16 protein-coding genes are annotated in these 17,990 nt (G+C 51.1%); 8 read left to right on the top strand and 8 right to left on the bottom strand.

Features of this window, described 5'->3' with window-relative positions; translation table 11 throughout:
• A partial coding sequence (locus VF260_11215) for an esterase (protein HEX7057743.1) occupies positions 1 to 119 on the top strand: 119 nt, incomplete at its 5' end.
• Positions 120 to 635: 516 nt separating this feature from the next.
• On the opposite strand, the gene VF260_11210 is transcribed toward VF260_11215, so the two are convergent.
• The 4 genes from VF260_11210 to VF260_11195 form a co-directional block, all read right to left on the bottom strand.
• Positions 636 to 1,598, bottom strand: a complete 963-nt coding sequence (locus tag VF260_11210; protein HEX7057742.1) for an aldo/keto reductase — start codon at positions 1,596 to 1,598, stop codon at positions 636 to 638.
• An 18-nt stretch (positions 1,599 to 1,616) separates the two neighbouring features.
• Positions 1,617 to 2,894 (bottom strand): extracellular solute-binding protein, encoded by a 1,278-nt coding sequence (locus VF260_11205; protein ID HEX7057741.1) that lies wholly within the window; start codon positions 2,892 to 2,894, stop codon positions 1,617 to 1,619.
• A 93-nt stretch (positions 2,895 to 2,987) separates the two neighbouring features.
• Complete coding sequence (locus VF260_11200) at positions 2,988 to 4,583, bottom strand: response regulator (GenBank protein ID HEX7057740.1); 1,596 nt, start codon at positions 4,581 to 4,583, stop codon at positions 2,988 to 2,990.
• Entirely contained in the window at positions 4,561 to 6,381 is a 1,821-nt protein-coding gene (locus VF260_11195) for a sensor histidine kinase (protein ID HEX7057739.1), read from the bottom strand. The genes VF260_11200 and VF260_11195 overlap by 23 nt, the downstream gene beginning before the upstream one ends.
• Before the next feature lie 117 nt (positions 6,382 to 6,498).
• On the opposite strand from VF260_11195, the gene VF260_11190 reads away from it, so the two are divergent.
• Both VF260_11190 and VF260_11185 read left to right on the top strand, forming a co-directional pair.
• Positions 6,499 to 7,386 (top strand): sugar ABC transporter permease, encoded by an 888-nt coding sequence (locus tag VF260_11190; GenBank protein HEX7057738.1) that lies wholly within the window; start codon positions 6,499 to 6,501, stop codon positions 7,384 to 7,386.
• Positions 7,386 to 8,216, top strand: coding sequence for a carbohydrate ABC transporter permease (locus tag VF260_11185; protein ID HEX7057737.1), 831 nt, complete (start codon positions 7,386 to 7,388; stop codon positions 8,214 to 8,216). The genes VF260_11190 and VF260_11185 overlap by 1 nt, the downstream gene beginning before the upstream one ends.
• Positions 8,217 to 8,279: 63 nt before the next feature.
• On the opposite strand, the gene yicI is transcribed toward VF260_11185, so the two are convergent.
• Positions 8,280 to 10,601 carry an alpha-xylosidase gene (yicI, locus tag VF260_11180; GenBank protein ID HEX7057736.1) on the bottom strand — a complete coding sequence of 774 codons (2,322 nt, stop codon included), beginning with the start codon at positions 10,599 to 10,601 and terminating at the stop codon, positions 8,280 to 8,282.
• A gap of 109 nt (positions 10,602 to 10,710) precedes the next feature.
• On the opposite strand from yicI, the gene VF260_11175 reads away from it, so the two are divergent.
• The 3 genes from VF260_11175 to VF260_11165 all read left to right on the top strand — a co-directional run bounded on the left by VF260_11175 (position 10,711) and on the right by VF260_11165 (position 15,254).
• Positions 10,711 to 11,601 carry an AraC family transcriptional regulator gene (locus tag VF260_11175; protein HEX7057735.1) on the top strand — a complete coding sequence of 297 codons (891 nt, stop codon included), beginning with the start codon at positions 10,711 to 10,713 and terminating at the stop codon, positions 11,599 to 11,601.
• 75 nt (positions 11,602 to 11,676) lie between these two features.
• On the top strand, positions 11,677 to 12,717 hold the full coding sequence (locus VF260_11170; GenBank protein HEX7057734.1) for a LacI family DNA-binding transcriptional regulator: 1,041 nt from the start codon (positions 11,677 to 11,679) through the stop codon (positions 12,715 to 12,717).
• 98 nt (positions 12,718 to 12,815) lie between these two features.
• On the top strand, positions 12,816 to 15,254 hold the full coding sequence (locus VF260_11165) for a glycosyl hydrolase family 65 protein (GenBank protein ID HEX7057733.1): 2,439 nt from the start codon (positions 12,816 to 12,818) through the stop codon (positions 15,252 to 15,254).
• A 113-nt stretch (positions 15,255 to 15,367) separates the two neighbouring features.
• Here the strand turns inward: VF260_11165 and VF260_11160 are convergent, their stop codons facing one another.
• From VF260_11160 to VF260_11150, 3 genes are read right to left on the bottom strand one after another with little or no spacing between them, the layout of a single operon-like run.
• A complete protein-coding gene (locus VF260_11160; GenBank protein HEX7057732.1) occupies positions 15,368 to 15,550 on the bottom strand; it encodes a hypothetical protein in 183 nt (60 codons plus the stop codon).
• Between the two features lie 27 nt (positions 15,551 to 15,577).
• A complete protein-coding gene (locus tag VF260_11155) occupies positions 15,578 to 15,769 on the bottom strand; it encodes a DUF5957 family protein (GenBank protein ID HEX7057731.1) in 192 nt (63 codons plus the stop codon).
• Positions 15,766 to 16,164 (bottom strand): DUF6220 domain-containing protein, encoded by a 399-nt coding sequence (locus VF260_11150; GenBank protein HEX7057730.1) that lies wholly within the window; start codon positions 16,162 to 16,164, stop codon positions 15,766 to 15,768. Before VF260_11150 ends, VF260_11155 begins: the two co-directional genes overlap by 4 nt.
• Before the next feature lie 218 nt (positions 16,165 to 16,382).
• On the opposite strand from VF260_11150, the gene VF260_11145 reads away from it, so the two are divergent.
• Positions 16,383 to 17,078, top strand: a complete 696-nt coding sequence (locus tag VF260_11145) for a response regulator transcription factor (GenBank protein HEX7057729.1) — start codon at positions 16,383 to 16,385, stop codon at positions 17,076 to 17,078.
• Positions 17,075 to 17,990: HAMP domain-containing protein (locus VF260_11140; GenBank protein HEX7057728.1), on the top strand; the 916-nt coding region annotated here is incomplete at its 3' end. The genes VF260_11145 and VF260_11140, both read left to right, overlap by 4 nt.

Raw genomic sequence — 17,990 nt, 5'->3', positions numbered from 1 at the left:
CCCCTTTGCATAAAGGCAGGAGAACAATGGTGTGGAATATTCAAATTACCGACGCGGCAGGCAAGTTGATTTGCATTTCCCGCTGCACCGTCGCCATTATAAAAAAAGACCCCGCTTAGGGGTTGCGCGTGTAGGGAGGATGGGCATCGGGCTTTGATTATCGGGCTTTGATCGCTGCCCATTCCCCCTTTTGCTTCGTTCCGATTGTTCTTCCACCAAAATAAAGCGCAAATCTGCGCTTCATTCACAAACGTTAAACCTCTCTGCACACCGCCTAAATAGGTGGAACGCCTTTCTGCGCGACCCTCCCCGCCCAACGCAAAAACAGGGGGATTACCCCTCTGCACAGCGCGGACATGATCCTCACTGCACACCGCTAACGGACGCAGCAGAGGCTATTTGCCGAAAAAAGGCAGTTTTGAAATTGTAACGGACGCCGCTGACGCTATTTGTCGTTTCAAGGTTCGAAAATCCGGAAAAATGCCGGAATAGGCGCGCTCACGTCCGTTAGAATCGCAAAGCGGGCAATTTGCGCGAAATAAGCTCTCCTACGACCGTTACAGACTGCAGGCCATGGTTTAACCGTTACAGGCTGCAGGCCGGGTTTAAAGGCTGCAACCCGGCAAACCGACCAATCAGCTTTCCAGAAACGCGAGCTGCTCGGGCGTTAATACGACGTCAGCCGCCGCCAGACTGTCAATCAGCATTTCGGGTGTGCGGCAACCGATGATCGGAATGGTCGTAAAAGGCTGCGAAACAAGATAAGCCAGCACAACCTGCGATACGGTAAGCGAAAGTTCGGCGGCAAGTTCGCGCGCCCTGTAGAACCGGCGGACATTTTCGGCTGACCGGAAGTAAGGCTTGATCCGGCTATCGTCAAAAGTATAAAGGCCCGATTCCCACTTGGTGAACAGCCCTTCCGCCTGGGAAGTGTACGGTATCGCCGCCAACCCGGTTTCCGCGTGATAGTTCTTCATGTCCGCATCCATCGGCACCAGCGTCGGGTCGCTTAAACTTGCGCGCTCGACATAAGCCAAACTCCACATCATCTGATTCGCGGCAAAACCCTGGATTCCTTTCTCTTTGGCATATCGCTGCGCTTCGTCGATGCGGGCGATAGTCCAATTGGAACAGCCGAAATAGCGGATCTTCCCGGCTTTAACGAACCCGTTCAATGTCTCCAATATTTCTCCCGCGGCGATGTTCGGATCATCCCGATGCAGCCAATACAGGTCGATGCAGTCGACCCCTAGCCGCATGAGGCTTCCGTCCAAATCCGCCGCCAGTTCCCGCGGCGACATGCGGGAGATGTGCATCGTTGCCGGATCAGGATGCGCTCCCTTGGTCGTAACGACAAGCCGGTGCCGGTTCTTCCGCGCTTTCATCCAGCGACCGATCGTTTTTTCGCTTGCGCTCGTTGCAACTAGCAACCAATTCGCATACACCTGCGCCGTATCGACCATATTGCCGCCACGCTCCACATACATATCCATGAGGCGAAACGAATCTTCTTCACTGATCGTACTGCCGAAAAATACGCTGCCGAGGCTTAACATAGAGCAGGATAAATCGGTGCCGGGAATGCTTTTTTGCCGCATAATTGTTCCACTCCCGTTTTATTTTGCTGCCCCCAATTGTACCCAGGCCTTTTCGATTTCGTCAATGGCCTGTTCGCGTGTTTTTACTTTGCCGATATAGGCCTGTATAATTTCGCCGAATTTTTGATGGAAGCTGTCGAGCGAATAATTGATCGCCAAATCGCCGGACGGCTCGGTTTGCAAAATCTCGTTCATCGCTTTCGGTATTTGCAAATCCGGCATCGGCGCATCCTTGATCGGCGGAATAACTTTAGCTACCTGTGAGAACCATTTTTTACCGTAATCCGATGTGTACAGCCAGTTAAAGAAGTCAATCGCCTCTTTGGCCACCGGGGAATCTTTGTTGATTCTGATTGCCTGGTCCGCGCCGGTGATAATCATCGCCTTGTTAGCATCATCCCCGACAGGATACCCGGCAACGCCGATTTGGAAGTTCGGGTCGATTTTCAGAATTCCCTCCTCAACCCATGCGCCTTGGCCTGTCATCATTGCCGCTTTGCCCGTGGCAAAATCGGCGATCTCGGCATTCAGGTCTCTTTCCAGCGGTTTATCCATTCCGTGGGCTACCGTTGTGTCGATAAAATCAAAAAATTTCAACAGTTCGGGATGATCGCTGAAATGCGTTTTGCCGGCGATAAAGTCGTTTACCAACTGCTGCGGGTTGTCGGTGCTGGCATCAATAAAATGCTGGAAGATGTGTTTGAACACCCACCATTCCTTATAGGCATTGGTAAACGGCTTGATTCCTTTTGCCTCCAGCTTGGCGATGTCATCGTTCAACTCGGCGAACGTTTTCGGTGGAGCGGAGATGCCCGCTTCGGCAAACAGCTTTTTGTTATAAAGCAAGGCAAATACGTTGCCCTTAACGGGAAGGCCCAAAACTTTGCCGTCCAACGACATATTGTTGCGCACGGAATCGGTCATGGCCGCCGCCAACGGCTCGTTGGTCAGATCGGCGCTGTATTCCGCGTACTGGGCGATTTCCCCGCCCGCCGTCGAAGTAAATACATCCGGAATATTGCCCGAGGCGATCTTCGATTTCAATACCGTGGGATAATCTGCCTGCATGATTTCCAGATTGATCGTCACGTTGGGCTTCACTTTCTTGTATTCTTCAATATAAGCGTGGAACGCATCCGTGTATTCCGGCATGTTCGTGAACATATTGATCGTCACCGGTTTTTCGGCAGCGCCTTCCTGCGCCTTTTGATTTGTGTCGCCGGCGTCTTCATTTTTGCTGCCGCCGCAAGCGGACAACATACTGAACAAAAGCACGGCCACGACTGAGAAAATCATGATTTTCTTCAACTTGCAACGCCCCCAATCGACATTTTAAATTCACCATACATGTTAGTAACATGGCGTTCCAAGAAAAATGTATTTATGTAATCAATTTGGGGTAAAAAAGTGGATTTGCCCATGCTTCTGCCGGTATTCGGTAGGAGATACGGAATAATAATTTTTGAACGCTTTGCTGAAATAATTGTTATCTTTGTAACCCAACATGCCCGCGATGTTGTGAATTTTCAGCTCGGGATTTTCCAGCAGCTCCGCGGCCTTTTCCATTCTGATTTTTTGCACGTATTCATGGATGCCGAGGCCGAATTCCTGTTTGAACAGTTTCATCAAATATTCTCTGCTCAGGTGATATTTTTTTGTAAACATGGAGATTTTAATATCCCGAAAATAAAAATTATCAATGTACGCTTTGATTTCATGTACACTGAAGCGGCTGCCCGCGGATGCGACATTGCCGATGCGCCGGCAGCCGTCATCCAGCATCCGCAGCATGAGCGCCTCATAGTTCGCGAAATTGCTGAAGTCCACCGTAACGTCCCGGGGACAGTCCTCGGCCGACAAACCGAATTGCTGCGCCGTATCCTGAAGAAGGCGCTTGAGCTCATCCAATATGTTGAGCGCGTCTCCGATACTGAAATAGCCTGTATCCTTGATTTTTCCCAGAAAATTGTGAACCACGCTTTTCGCGTATCCGCAGTCTCCCGCCTCCAAAGCGCTTTTCAGCAGGCCTGTTTCCGGCTCCAAAGTACGCTTTACCTGCATTTCGCCATGTTTGCCGGCAAGCAGATTGACGGCCATAAGCGCATTTTCGGCGAACATGTACGGGTCGTGAAGCCGGAAGATGTCGCCGCATCCGTTGCCCACGCCGGCAGCCGTTGCCATGCCGAATAATTGTTTCATTTTGTTGGCCGCTCGCATCGCGAAGTCTTTCGAAGCAAACCGGACCTGATCGATTGTCAAAAGTTCAAACGTCAATACCGCGACAACTTCCCGCGCTTGCTTCGGATTGATGAAGCAGAATGTCCGCATGCCGCTTCCGAGTTCGCACAGCACATTGCTCACGGCAAAATGGAGCGATTCCACATCGCCCATGAATTTGTCCGCCAAAACTTTTTGTTTGTTCATCATGCGAAACAACACGATATTAAACTTTTTGTTTTTCCCGTTTGCCCCGATTAACTGAAGATAATCGGAACCGAGCTGCTTTACGCTTCGCTCGATTAACGAGATATAAATTTTTTCTTTCATTTTCGGCAAAGACATATTTAACGCGATGTTGCGGGCAACCGATTCGTTTTCCTGCAGCTTTTTTTCACGCAGTTGTTGAACAGCCGTTTCCAGCACCCGGTTCAATTCCCGCCGGTTCACCGGCTTAAGGATGTAATCATGCGCTTTGGCCTGAATCGCCTGCCGGGCATAGGCAAAATCCCGGTAGCCGCTGATGATGATGATCAACGTCTCCAAATGTTCCTTTTCCACCCGCCGCAGAAATTCCCTGCCGTCCATTTCTGGCATTTTCATATCGACCAGTACGATTTCGCATTTCTGCTTGCGCAACAGTTCGATTCCTTCTTTTCCGTTTGAGGCCTCGAAGATTTCGGTTACACCGAGCCTTTTCCAGTCCCCCAGCAGTTGAATGGCTTCGCGGGACGGCTCTTCATCGTCAATGATCAGCGCTTTGAACATGTTCGCCACCGCCTTCCGCCGGAATAATGATACGTATTTTCGTGCCGCTGTCTCCCGACTGGATTTCGAGCTTTGCCCGATCTCCAAAAATAAGTTTTAAACGGTCATGCAAATTTTTTAATCCGATGCTTTCATGCGTCCAATCTTCCCAGTTTGTTTTAAGCGAGCGCATGATTTTCCCAAGTTTCTCCTCGGATATGCCCGGTCCGTTGTCCTCCACCGAAATGACGGCATTCGTGCCGTCCGGGAAAGCGCTAATGGAAATATGCGTCGTATAGGAGACTTTCTCCAGGGCATGCTTGATCGAATTTTCCACCAAAGACTGGATCGCGAGCTTCGGAATGAGCACATTCCCAACTTGTCCGTCCACCTGATAGCTGACTGCAAGTCTGGCGCCAAACCGCGCTTGTTGCAAAAGCATGTATTGCTTGATATGAACAATCTCTTCGCTGATTTTTACCATATCAGGCCCGCTGATGCAATATCGCAGCGTCATCGCCAGAGAATCCACCATCCCGGCGATGTCGTCCATGCCGTTTTTCAACGCCTTGGTGGAAATCGCCTGCAGCGCATTGTACAAAAAATGCGGGTTGATCTCCGCTTCCAGCGCCTTTAAGATGGCGCTCTTTTCCGCGAGCTTCGACTTGTAGCGCTCGTTGATCAGCTCGTTGGTCCGTTTCACCATCTCGTTGAAATTTCGGGAAAGCGACGCGATTTCATCCCTGCCGGATACCGTCAATTCCAGATTAAATTCCCCTCCGCTAAACCTGTCCATTTTGCGGGCAAGCTTTTTGATCGGTCTTGTGATCGCGTTGGATGTCCAGGTGACAAACAAAAAGGACACCGCCAAAAACATGACCCCGATCAATATGCTTACATTTCTGTTCTTCTTTGCCCCTTCGTACATTTCGACGTATGGCACGGGTTTAACAAGCATCCATTGGCCCGTATCGGCGACGGCAAAAAAAACAAGATACTTTGCGCCGTCATCCTTCCAGGTCAGCCGTCCTTTATCTTGCGCTTGCTGCACTTGCCGATAAAGCCCCTTTTCCATGGCATTTCGGTAAAACGTCTTGTCGTCGACATAAAAAGGATCGCGCCGTTCATTCAATAAAGCGACATGCTCATTGCCGCGCAGCGGAATATCCGCGATGATTTGGGCGATGGCGGATTTGCTGAAGAAAAAGGAGATGACCGCTTTCGGCTCGCGGTTGACGAGCTTGCGCAGCGTCCGGTGAAAAACCATAAAACTGTCGTCCGGCTCAAAGGCATACCCGATCTCTTGCGGATACAATAAGGATTGGATGTATCGATTGCGATTGCTTTGCAATGCTTGCGTAAACCAGATTTGCCGGGGAATGCCGTCGTCATATTTCTCCTTGACCGTTATGTTCTGTCCCTCGCGCGCAATATAGTAATATTTGTGCTGCTCAAGCAAATACAGAAAAATGCCCGTCACATCTTTTCGCGCGTAATACAATTCCCGCAAATAATTGTCCAGATAAATTTTCGCCGTATAGTCATCCTTTTCGTGCTCAATCGCGTTCATGACCGCGTCGTAGTTGATTTGCGGCGACGTATACTGCTCCACGTCCGCAAAATATGCCGTCAAATTGCGCAGAACCAAATTTAAATTGCTTGTATTGCTGGATATGCTGTTTTCGACCGATTCCCGCTCCATGTTTTTATAGGAGATGAAAACAAGCGAGCCAACCACCAGTACGATAATCGCCGTAAACAGCAAAATCAGCTTGTTCACCAAACGTTTCGTGAAAAAAGCAACCACCGATTTGATCATCTTCCACTCCCCCGCCCAGTTCACGAAATTACCCTAAACTGACCACTTAAGTGCATTCTTTGTCGATTGTAGCCCTGATTATAATGAAAAAAACAGAAGAACAAAGGTGGTGCGAATATGGGCAGAATCGACAGACATATGCGCCGTAGACTGGAGTTCGGCTTATTTACGTTTCCGGTTATTTTGTGTGTGTCGGTTGCAATCTATATCCCTTTTTTGCTGAGCGCCGTATACTCCTTTACGGAATGGAACGGGATTGCCAAAACACCGAAGTTTATCGGTTGGGAAAATTTCCGGCAAATTTTTATGGGCGATGCGAATTTTGCGCACGCAACCGTGTTTACGCTCAAGTATTGCATCCTGTACATCGTACTCATTAATGTATTGGCTGTCGTGATTGCGGCGCTGCTTGACCAAAAGCTGAAAACCGCGGCCATCTTAAGGGCGGCTTTCTTTATTCCATATATTTTAAGCCTGGTCATCGTCGGATTTATTTGGCGATTCATTTTCTCCCAAGGATTTCAGTCTTTATATGATACAACAGGATGGAGCATTTTCAACCTCAGCTGGCTGGGGAAACCGGATTTAGCTTTTATCGCGATCCTGCTTGTCTCCATTTGGCAATCGATCGGTTTTTACATTGTTATCTATATCGCCGGATTGCAATCCATTCCGGGCGAGCTTACGGAAGCGGCCAAGGTGGACGGAGCCGGCATGTTCCGCAGATTTTTCCGCATTACGCTCCCGCTTCTTGCGCCATCGGTTACGATCTCCGTCTTTATGGCGCTAACGAATTCGATCAAAGTTTTCGATGTAATCCTATCCTTGACCGGTGGCGGGCCGGGGGGAACTACCTACAGCGTTACACTGGACATTTATCGCGATACGTTCCAAAACAATATGTACGGTTACGGCACCGCCAAGGCAATTGTACTGTTTATCGCCGTTCTGATCATCACCATCGTGCAGTTGGCTTACTTCAAAAAACGGGAGGTGGAGGGTTAATGCAAAGACAAAAAGCGGGTTTGCTCGGCCTGGAAATGGCCATGATCCTCCTGGCCCTTTTGTTCATCTACCCGATCTTGCTCGTTGTGCAAAATTCGCTGAAAACTTTCGCCGAAGTCATGACCAACGTGATTGCGCTGCCGAAAGGGTTCGCGTGGGAAAACTACGTATATGTCTGGCATGAAATGAATTACCCCAGACTGTTTTTAAATAACGTCATCGTGACCGGCGTTGGGGTGGCGGGAACGATTGCCATCGCTTCCGTCGCGACCTATATGCTTGCCAGAACGAAAGGCAAAACCAGCACTTTTATTTATTTGTTCTGCATTTTACCAATGCTTATTCCGTTTCAATCGATTATGGTTACCGTTCTGAAGCTGATGAAAATGCTGCATTTATCCGACAGCGTTTGGGGGCTCGGCGTCCAGTATTGGGGCTTTGCCGCTCCGATGGCCGTCTTTATTTATCACGGTTTCGTGAAAAGTGTACCCAAAGAGCTCGACGAAAGCGCCAAGATGGATGGGGCATCGACTTTCCAAACTTTTTATAAAATCATATTCCCGTTGCTAAAACCGGTCACCACGACCGTCTTTATCATCGATGTCATGTGGTTCTGGAACGATTTCCTGCTGCCGCTCATCATGGTTAACGGCCTGCAATCGACCAAAACGTTGACTTTGGCCGCCTATACCTTTGTCGGGCAGTACAACACCGACTGGCAATACGCGATGACGGCAATGTTTATGGCGGTCTTTCCGTCGATCCTCGTGTTTATTTTCCTGCAAAAGTTCATCGTCAAAGGTGTCGTCGCCGGCGCTGTCAAAGGATAATGCGGCGCGGCAACATTTTTGGCGGGAGAACCGCCCGATTTGAATCGGGCGGTTTTTGGCAATTCATATTTCCACGCTGATCTCGGTGCAGCCAGCTTGCGGCTTCAGCGTAACATCGGCTCCGTCGCTTTCCCAGCTCGCGCCCGCAACCGATGCCAGTTGCGGAATTCCGACAAGCCGCACCGTCCAATTGTTGGCGGCGCCGCTTGCGGAAATCGCGATTCGGTTGCCGATTCGCTCGGCCCGCAAGGCCATGACCGGCGTTCCGTGCAAATCGTGCACCCGCGTTGCGGCGCTTGCGCCTTCATCCAGCGCGTACAACCGGAATTCAACGCCTTCGGCATAATCATAGTCCGGGCGTTCCTCGTTGCGGCCGATCGCCATAAGGCTGTTCGGTCTGACCCACAGCGGCAGGCTGAAATAATCGTGCTCTTCTTCTCTCCACACGCCGCCTGTGATCTCTTCGCCCGTCCTAAAATTCGTCCAGCGCCCGTGGGGCACATAGTAGGTCGCGACGCCGTCGGGACGAAAAATGGGCGCAACCAACAGCTTTTCTCCCAGCATGTATTGGCAATCCGGATAACGGCATGCGGGATCGTCGGGAAATTCCAGCACCATCGCCCGCATCATCGGCAGACCCAGTTCAGCCGCTTCCACCGCCGTTTTAAACAAATAAGGCATCAGCCGATTTTTCAAACGGGTAAAGTAGCGCACGACATCCACGGCTTCTTCGTCAAACAGCCACGGCACCCGATACGATGCGTTCCCGTGCAGGCGGCTGTGCGAGGACAAGAGGCCGAAGGCCACCCAACGCTTGTACAGATCCGGGGTCGCGGTGTTCTCAAATCCGCTGATGTCGTGGCTCCAAAAGCCGAAACCGGACAACCCCAACGACAGGCCGCCGCGCAACGATTCGGCCATCGATTCGTACGTCGAAGAGCAATCGCCGCCCCAATGCACCGGAAACCGTTGGCTGCCCGCCGTTGCCGAACGCGCGAACACCGCCGCTTGCGTTTTGCCGAAATTTCGCTCCAGCAATTCGAAAACAGCCTGATTATATAAAAACGTATAATAATTATGCATTTTGTCCGGATCGGAGCCGTCGAAATACACGACATCCGTCGGGATTCGCTCGCCAAAATCGGTTTTGAAGCAATCCACGCCCATATCGATCAGCCGTTGCAGTTTGCTCTGATACCATTTGACCGCATCCGGATTGGTGAAATCGACAAGACCCATTCCAGCCTGCCACATATCCCATTGCCACACATCGCCGTTCGCTTTTTTCAATAAATATCCGTTTTCTTTGCCTTCCTTGAACAAAGGCGATTTTTGCGCGATGTAAGGGTTGATCCAGACGCTCACTTTCAGGCCCTTCGCTTTCAATCGCGTGAGCATACCTTGAGGATCGGGGAAAATATCACGATTCCACGTGAAATCGCACCATTGGTATTCTTTCATCCAAAAACAGTCAAAATGGAACACGCTTAACGGCAAGCGCCGGGACGACATGCCGTCGATAAAACTGTTTACGGTCGCCTCGTCATAGTCGGTCGTAAACGAAGTGGTCAGCCACAGCCCGAACGTCCATGCCGGAGGCAACGCGGGTTTGCCGGTTAAGGCCGTATAATTGCCCAGCACTTCCTTCAGATTGGCGCCGCCGATGATGAAATAATCCAGCGCTTCGTCGGGAACGCTGAACTGGACCTTCGAAACGACTTCCGAAGCGACTTCAAACGAAACATGTTCCGGGTGATTGACGAAAACGCCGTATCCGCTGCTGCTTACATAAAAGGGGACGTTTTTATAGGCTTGTTCGCTGCTTGTGCCGCCGTCTTCATTCCAGATGTCCACCGTTTGGCCGTTTTTTACAAACGGCGTAAACCGCTCGCCAAGTCCGTATATGTGCTCGCCGACGCCAAGATCGAGCCGCTCGCGAAAATATCTCCGCTGTTCGTTTGTTTGAATATAGCCCGCCGCTTTCTCGCCGGTGCCGGTAATGCGCTTGCCGCCGTAGAAAAAATCGGCGTGCCACGGCCCTTGCTTCGGAACGCTGACGCATAGCTTCCCGCTTGTCAGCACGACCCGCTCGCCCTCATCGGCAATATGCGCCGCAAAACCGGCGGATGCGAACAATTGAAATGCGGGGCCGCGGGCAACGCCGCCCGCATGATGCGACCAGCGGACGCGGATGACATCCGGCCGCGGCGAACTGATCTCCGCCTGCAAGAGCGGAGCGTTCAACGTATCGCCCTTGTGGCGGACCGTCCGCGTCGCCGTATAAACCGTTATCGCCTCCGCTGCAATCGCAATATCGCGAACTTCGGTCGCACACGCGATATCGACGCCTTCTTTCACCAGCCAATAGCCGTTTGTAAATTTCATCTATCATCCCTCCATTTCGCATATTATAATAATATTGATCTTCAATTTATTTATCTTGTTCCATTTTGCCCGTTTATATCACGATTTTGCTTAAAAGGATGATATTCCAATGCGCAAAAGCCTGTTAAAAGAGCGGCGCACGCACGGCACCCCGCAATATCCGGTCAGCATTTACGCCATCGACTGTCCGGCGTCCGAGCCGCTGTTGGATCTGCATTGGCACGAAGAGTTGGAATTTTTGCTGGTCACGGAAGGCGAAGCGGTATTTCGCGTTGACCTCCGCGACTATGCGCTGAAAGCCGGCGAAGCCATTTTCGTAAACTCCGGCATGCTGCATTCCGGGCAGGTGCGAGGGACTAAGGCCTGCTCTTTCAAGGCGGTCGTCTTTCATCCCCAGCTGTTCAACAGCAGCGCCATTGACGCCGCGTTTGAAAAATATATCCTGCCGATCATCCGCAAAGAGCGTCTTGCGCCGGTTCATCTGTCGGCCGACACGGTGAGCGGAGCGGAATTGCTTGATTTGCTCGGCGCCATTTTTACGGCAAATGCCAACGCCGCGCCCGCCTGCGAACTGATCACCAAGGGGCTATTGCACCTTGCGATGGGCAAGCTGTTTCAGCTGGGAAAACCGTCCGGCCGAAGCGCGCATGCCCCGGCGCTGTCCGGAAAACTCGACCGGCTGAAAAACGTGTTGACATATATCGAGAACCATTTCCAGGAACCGATTCGCCTGCGGGATTTGGCCGCTATCGTTTCCATGAGCGAAGCGCATTTTTGCCGGTTTTTCAAGGAAATCACCAATAAAACGCCGATCGAATTCATCAACCGGCACCGCGTCCAGCAAGCGGCCAGGCTTTTGCAGGAAACAAACTTGAAAATTACAAGCGTGGCGCTTGATGTCGGCTATAACAATCCGAGCTATTTTATCAACATGTTTAAGCGGTTTTACGGCTGCACCCCGCATGATTACCGCCGCCGTTTTGCCGCCGCCGGGAATTGATTCCGCCTCTATTCATAACCTGATTGTTGCATTATAATGTAACTAACGCGCGTTTGTAAAAAGAAAGGAGGTTCCATGCGCAGCGAAGATATCGCCAAATTGGCCGGAGTGTCAAGAAGCACCGTATCGCGAGTTTTGAACAATTATCCCGACATTCCCCAGAAAACTCGGGAAAAGGTGCTGAAAATCATTGAACAATACAATTATGCGCCAAACACGTCCGCACGCGTGCTGGCCGGAAAAGACACCGATACGATCGGCTTTTTTGTCGTCAGCATGGAAGATCGCGACAACGTCAACCGCATTTATCAAAACCATTATTTCGCAACGTTTGTCGATGCCGTTATCGACACGGCCAACGCCGCCGGATATTATGTGCTTGTGCATACCGTATACGCGCCGGAGGACTTTGCCAAAGTCAAGCTGGCGTTTCTGCAAAAACGGATCGACGGCGGAATCATCGTCGGCACGAGAAAAAATCTGGAAATGGTCAGGGAAATAGGCCGGCTTCAAAAACCTTTTGCCTTAATCGATTATGACATCACCGAACTTCTTGCGGCCCATCTCGATCAAAAACATATCGCCGTAATCAATTCCCGGGATTATGAAGGCGCGTACGCGGCAATGGAATATTTGATCGGGCTCGGGCATCGGGAAATCGGATTTATCGGAGCCGGAACCGCTACATACTCCGGCCAGCAACGCTATGAAGCGTATACGGACGCGCTGCGGGCGCACGGGCTGTCATTGAACGAAGCATTCCTGTTAAAAGGCGATTTCTTGAAAAAAAATGCTTATCGTGAAATGAAAAAGCTGCTGGACAACGGCCGCATGCCCACCGCCGTCTTCGCCGCCAACGACGAAATGGCGTTCGGCGTAATCGATGCTTGCAAGGAAAAGGGGCTGCGCATACCGGAAGATCTTTCCGTGATCGGTTTTGACGATGTGCCGGCTTCGGCGCAATTGGGGCTGACATCCGTGCGGCTGCCGATTTACGACATGTCCAAAGCGGCGGTGCAAAAAATCGTCGGCATGTGTGAACACGGCCCCGTTTCTTTCAGCACGGACAGTTACCCGACGGAATTGGTCATCCGCGACTCCTGCAAAAAACTTTAGCCGTCCGGCGACTTGCGGGGGCCGCTTTTCATCGGCTTGGACTAACGCGCGTTAGTAAGGTTGGATTTGCATTTTTTTACCGGAAAGGGGTTTTTCCGATGAAATTCGGACACTTTGACGATCTGAACAAGGAGTATGTGATCAGCACGCCGCAAACGCCTTACCCGTGGATCAATTATTTGGGCAGCGAGCAATTTTTCGGGTTGATCTCGAACACGGGAGGAGGATATTGCTTTTACCGCGACGCGCGACTGAGAAGGCTTACCCGCTACCGTTACAACAATATCCCGATCGATAACGGCGGGCGCTATTTTTATGTGTATGACCAGGGCGATTTCTGGACGCCGGGCTGGATGCCGGTCAAACGCGAGCTTGACTTTTACGAGTGCCGCCATGGCCTGGGCTACACGGCGATAACCAGCGAACGGGGCGGCATCCGCGTCAGGCAGCTTGCCTTTATCCCACTGCGCACCAATGCCGAAGTTTACCAAGTCAAGGTGCGCAACACTTCGAATGCAGCCAAAAAGGTTAAACTGTTTTCCTTTATCGAGTTTTGCTTATGGAACGCCTACGACGACATGACCAATTTTCAGCGCAACCTGAGCACCGGCGAAGTGGAGATCAAAGACTCCGTCATCTACCACAAAACCGAATACCGCGAACGCCGCAACCACTATGCGTTTTATTCCGTAAATGCGCCGATTGGCGGCTACGATACCGACCGCGAAGCATTTCTCGGCCTATACAACGGACTTGACAACCCGCAAGTTGTCGCGGCGGGCCAATCGGCCAATTCGGTCGCCAGCGGCTGGTCGCCGATCGCGTCGCATTGCCTGGATATTTCCCTGGAACCGGGCGAAGAAAAATCATTCATATTTGTCCTTGGTTACGTGGAAAATCCCGAAGAAGAAAAATGGGAGGCGCCGGGAATTATTAATAAAGCGCGCGCGATCGACATGATCAGGCAATTCCTTACCGATGACATGGTAGCCGGCGCTTTGGCCGAACTTCGCGAATATTGGAACGGTTTGCTTTCCAAATACGCAATCAAGAGCGGCGACGATAAATTGAACCGCATGGTCAACATTTGGAACCCGTATCAGTGCATGGTTACGTTCAATATGTCGCGCTCCGCATCCTACTTCGAATCCGGAATCGGACGCGGCATGGGCTTTCGGGATTCCAACCAGGATTTGCTTGGCTTTGTCCACCAAATTCCGGAGCGCGCCAGGGAGCGGATCATCGATATTGCCTCCACGCAATTTCCCGACGGCAGCGCGTATCATCAGTACCAGCCGCTTACCAAAAAAGGCAACCACGAAATCGGCAGCGGCTTTAACGACGACCCGTTGTGGCTGATTCTCGGCACGGCCGCTTACATTAAAGAAACCGGCGACTTCGCCATTCTCGATGAGCAGGTGCCGTTCGATTGCGATCCCGAGCATACCGCTACTTTGTTTGAACATTTGCGGCGTTCGTTTTATCATGTCGTCAACAACCTGGGCCCGCACGGATTGCCGTTAATCGGTCGGGCGGACTGGAACGACTGCCTGAATTTGAACTGCTTTTCGAAAGAACCGGGGGAATCGTTTCAAACGACGCAAAACATTAACGGACGCGTCGCCGAGTCTGTCTTTATCGCCGGTTTGTTCGTGTACGCCGGCCCCGATTTCGTCGAATTGTGCAAACGCCGCGGGCTGCACGAGGAAGCGGCCGCAGCGCAAAAACACATCGACGATATGCGCCGCGCTACGCTCGCATACGGGTTTGACGGCGACTGGTTTTTGCGCGCGTACGATCATTACGGACAGAAAATCGGCAGCAAAGAAAACGCGGAAGGCCAAATTTTTATCGAACCGCAGGGCATGTGCGTGATGGCGGGAATCGGCGTGGCGGAAGGCGCGGCCAAAAAAGCGCTCGACTCCACGAAGGAGCGGCTGGAAACAAAATACGGCATCATCCTGCAAACTCCGCCGTACTCCGAATACTACCTGAATCTCGGGGAAATTTCCTCGTATCCTCCCGGTTACAAGGAAAACGCCGGCATTTTCTGCCACAACAATCCCTGGATCATGATCGCGGAAACCGTGCTTGGCCGCGGCGATCGGGCGTTTGCGCTGTATTGCAAGATCGCTCCGGCTTATCTGGAAGACATCAGCGAAATACACCGCATGGAACCGTACGTCTATTCGCAAATGATTGCCGGCAAAGACGCCGTCCGCCACGGCGAAGCCAAAAATTCCTGGCTGACGGGCACCGCGGCCTGGAACTATGTGGCCATTACGCAAGCGATTCTCGGCGTCAAACCGGAATTTGACGGGTTAAAAATCGATCCTTGCATTCCGGCCGATTGGGACGAATATACGATTACCCGGCACTTCCGCGGCGACATATACCAAATTCGCGTTACGAATCCGCGCCGCGTGAACAAAGGCGTAGCTTCCGTTACGGTTGACGGCCAACCCGTGGCGGGCAATATCCTGCCGGTTGTAGGCGACGGAAAAATGCACACGGTAGAAGTCGTGCTCGGAAAATAAAAGAAGAAAAGACGATTATTGTTGAAACCGGCGTTTTGGCGGTAAAATACCGGGGGCGCGCAGCCAGAAGAGGCGACCGGCAATCCCGGTATTTTACGTTCGTTCACCTTTTGTTAATGCACTTCAGCAAGTTCCCTTTTCACTTTGCGGAAATGGAACAGTTCGTAGATGCACGGCACGATGATGAGCGTGAGCAGCAAAAATACATAGCTTAGGCCGCCGGCGATTAACGACATGATGATGACAATCAACATTGCCGCTTTATTTTTAAATGACCAACTCGTTAATCTTTTCATGTAAGCGCCTCTCCCTTGGCTTTCCGACTATTTCCATTTGCGCCGATAAACAACCGGCGCCAGAACCGCACATGCGATTGCGGTATAAACCGGTAAAAACTTGATTCCGGCATGGTAACCAAATACGAACTTTCCAAAGATCCCAATGATCTCAGACAACACGACACCGCCGATAAATCCGCCAACCAAAGCCACAATAACCAAAACCGCCTTATTCATATCGATTCTCTTCCTTTATTGAACTGCCAGGCTTTTTTGGCTACACGAAACGAAAGCCAGAATAACAATAGCGCGATGACGGGGTGCAATAACCCGGCTGTAGGTACATGCGCTGTAAAATACTGCAGATAAATCAGGACGAACAAGCCAAAACTTTGCCAGCGCAATGCTTTCGAAAGCTTCCCGACAAAAGCGAATATCAGCATCAACAGCGGCACCAACTCAAACACATGTACAAAAGCGGTATGCCAACTCCACTTGGCCGGATCGGCAAATACTGCCATCCCCGCAATTGCTGTCTGAATAACGATACATGCGACCATGATCCAGGCCGTACCGTGAAAAATATGTCGGAAAACACGAACGCGTATGCTTGACTCGATTTCTTTAACCATATGAATCACCAGCCTCCCAAATATGTTGTCGTCCCAATTATCAAGGAGTAGCCTTTCGACTGCCTGATGTGTTTATCCTAACAGCACAATGCTGTGAACTTATGACGAACTGTTGCGGGTTTGATGAATTTTCCCAAAAGTGAAACGAAAGTCTGTATAATGTGTGGTAACAGATTTGGACAAAATCGAGTGGACAAAATCAAGAGGGTGAACGCAATATGCCGCATACATTGCTGTTGGTGGATGATGAGATCAAGGTGCTGGAATTCATGGAGCCTTTTTTGCGCCAGGAAGGTTTCGTTACGGTGACGGCCAGAACAGGCAGGGAAGCATTGCAACAAGCGAAGACGGCAAAACCCGATCTCGTCGTGCTGGATTGGATGCTGCCGGAAATGAGCGGCATCGAGGTATGCCGGGAACTGCGTAAAACGAATAATTTGGGGATTATTATGGTTACGGCGCGAACGGAGGAAACCGACAAAATCATCGGTCTTGAAGTCGGCGCGGATGACTATATGACCAAACCGTTTTCGCTCAGGGAACTGTCCGCCCGCATTCGTTCCGTGCTGCGTCGCCTGGATGGGCGTAATTCCGCGGACGCTTCCGAACAAACGTTAGAACGCGGCGAGTTGACGATCTCGGAGGCCCAATGCCGGGTCTGGAAGCGCGGCGAAGAACTGACGCTAACGCCTACGGAGTTCAAGCTGCTGCTTACGCTAGCAGCAAAACCCGGCATCGTGTACAGCAGATTGCAGCTTCTGCAAGCAGCACTGGAAGACGACATATTGAATGACGAGCGCACCGTGGATGCCCATATCAGCCGCATCCGCAAAAAAGTCGAAGATGATCCGTCCGCACCCGTCTATATTCATACGGTGTACGGCTTCGGCTACCGGTTTGGTGACCGCTCATGAGTGTAAGACGTAAGCTGTTCGCTGTTATCGCAACGTTCATCTTAACCATGGGTGTTATTTTTGTATTTCTAACTTTAGTAATCGTCAAAGATATTATTCTGGTTATGGTGCAAGTGGACAGGAGCAAAGAAATCGGCGCCTTGTCCGCGGAATTCGCACAATTTTACATGCGAAACGGCAATTCCTGGGAAGGCGTTGGGCAAATGGAGTTGGGCGGCGAATGGCTGGGGCGGACCGATGCCAGAGTGTTGCTTATGTCCACGGACAAAAAGCGGCTGTATCCGCGGCAAGAATTTCAGGATAAATATACGATCTTTATGGGGATTCGCAAGGATATCAAGGTGAATGGAAAAACGGTCGCCTATCTGTACTACTATGACCAGGAAGTCGCGAACGTAGCCAAATTAAAATATGGCGTCACGAATTCCGTTATAGTCATTTTGCTCTTTAGCAGTGTCATCATCATCCTTGTTTCGCTATTCGTCGCCTATCGATTGGCCAAGCGGATGACGGCTCCGCTGCAGCAATTCATTCAGGCCATCGAGCGATTGGGAAAAGGCGAGCTCGGGGTTCAGGTTCCGCTCCAAAGCAAAGATGAGTACGGTAAAGTCGCGGCAGCCTTCAATAATATGTCCACGCAAATCAAGCGTGCTGAAGCAATCCGTAAATCCTTGGTGGCGGATGTTGCGCATGAACTTCGGACGCCCATTACGATTATTCGCGGAAAACTTGATTTGATTCAGCAGAGCGGCGGTTCAGTAGAACCGGAGAGCTTGCTTCCGCTGCAGGATGAATTGATCCGCCTTACCCGACTCGTAGAGGACCTTCATCTGTTGTCGCTCGCCGAAGCGAGAAAATTGCCGATAGAGCGAAAGCCTGTTGCGGTGCCGGCATTGCTGCGGCGGATCATCG

It is taken from the genome of Bacilli bacterium (assembly GCA_036381315.1).
In the GTDB taxonomy this organism is placed as follows: Bacteria; Bacillota; Bacilli; order Paenibacillales; family KCTC-25726; genus DASVDB01.
This window is presented reverse-complemented; position numbering and strand designations above follow the sequence as displayed.

What these genes read in the sequence shown, in the direction of transcription:
- VF260_11200 (HEX7057740.1), bottom strand. Translation starts at nt 4,583, where the DNA reads ATGTTCAAAGCGCTGATCATTGACGATGAAGAGCCGTCCCGCGAAGCC.
- VF260_11145 (HEX7057729.1), top strand. Translation starts at nt 16,383, where the DNA reads ATGCCGCATACATTGCTGTTGGTGGATGATGAGATCAAGGTGCTGGAA.
- VF260_11205 (HEX7057741.1), bottom strand. Translation starts at nt 2,894, where the DNA reads ATGATTTTCTCAGTCGTGGCCGTGCTTTTGTTCAGTATGTTGTCCGCT.
- VF260_11165 (HEX7057733.1), top strand. Translation starts at nt 12,816, where the DNA reads ATGAAATTCGGACACTTTGACGATCTGAACAAGGAGTATGTGATCAGC.
- VF260_11160 (HEX7057732.1), bottom strand. Translation starts at nt 15,550, where the DNA reads ATGAAAAGATTAACGAGTTGGTCATTTAAAAATAAAGCGGCAATGTTG.
- VF260_11175 (HEX7057735.1), top strand. Translation starts at nt 10,711, where the DNA reads ATGCGCAAAAGCCTGTTAAAAGAGCGGCGCACGCACGGCACCCCGCAA.
- VF260_11155 (HEX7057731.1), bottom strand. Translation starts at nt 15,769, where the DNA reads ATGAATAAGGCGGTTTTGGTTATTGTGGCTTTGGTTGGCGGATTTATC.
- VF260_11190 (HEX7057738.1), top strand. Translation starts at nt 6,499, where the DNA reads ATGGGCAGAATCGACAGACATATGCGCCGTAGACTGGAGTTCGGCTTA.
- VF260_11195 (HEX7057739.1), bottom strand. Translation starts at nt 6,381, where the DNA reads ATGATCAAATCGGTGGTTGCTTTTTTCACGAAACGTTTGGTGAACAAG.
- VF260_11185 (HEX7057737.1), top strand. Translation starts at nt 7,386, where the DNA reads ATGCAAAGACAAAAAGCGGGTTTGCTCGGCCTGGAAATGGCCATGATC.
- VF260_11210 (HEX7057742.1), bottom strand. Translation starts at nt 1,598, where the DNA reads ATGCGGCAAAAAAGCATTCCCGGCACCGATTTATCCTGCTCTATGTTA.
- VF260_11170 (HEX7057734.1), top strand. Translation starts at nt 11,677, where the DNA reads ATGCGCAGCGAAGATATCGCCAAATTGGCCGGAGTGTCAAGAAGCACC.
- yicI (HEX7057736.1), bottom strand. Translation starts at nt 10,601, where the DNA reads ATGAAATTTACAAACGGCTATTGGCTGGTGAAAGAAGGCGTCGATATC.
- VF260_11150 (HEX7057730.1), bottom strand. Translation starts at nt 16,164, where the DNA reads ATGGTTAAAGAAATCGAGTCAAGCATACGCGTTCGTGTTTTCCGACAT.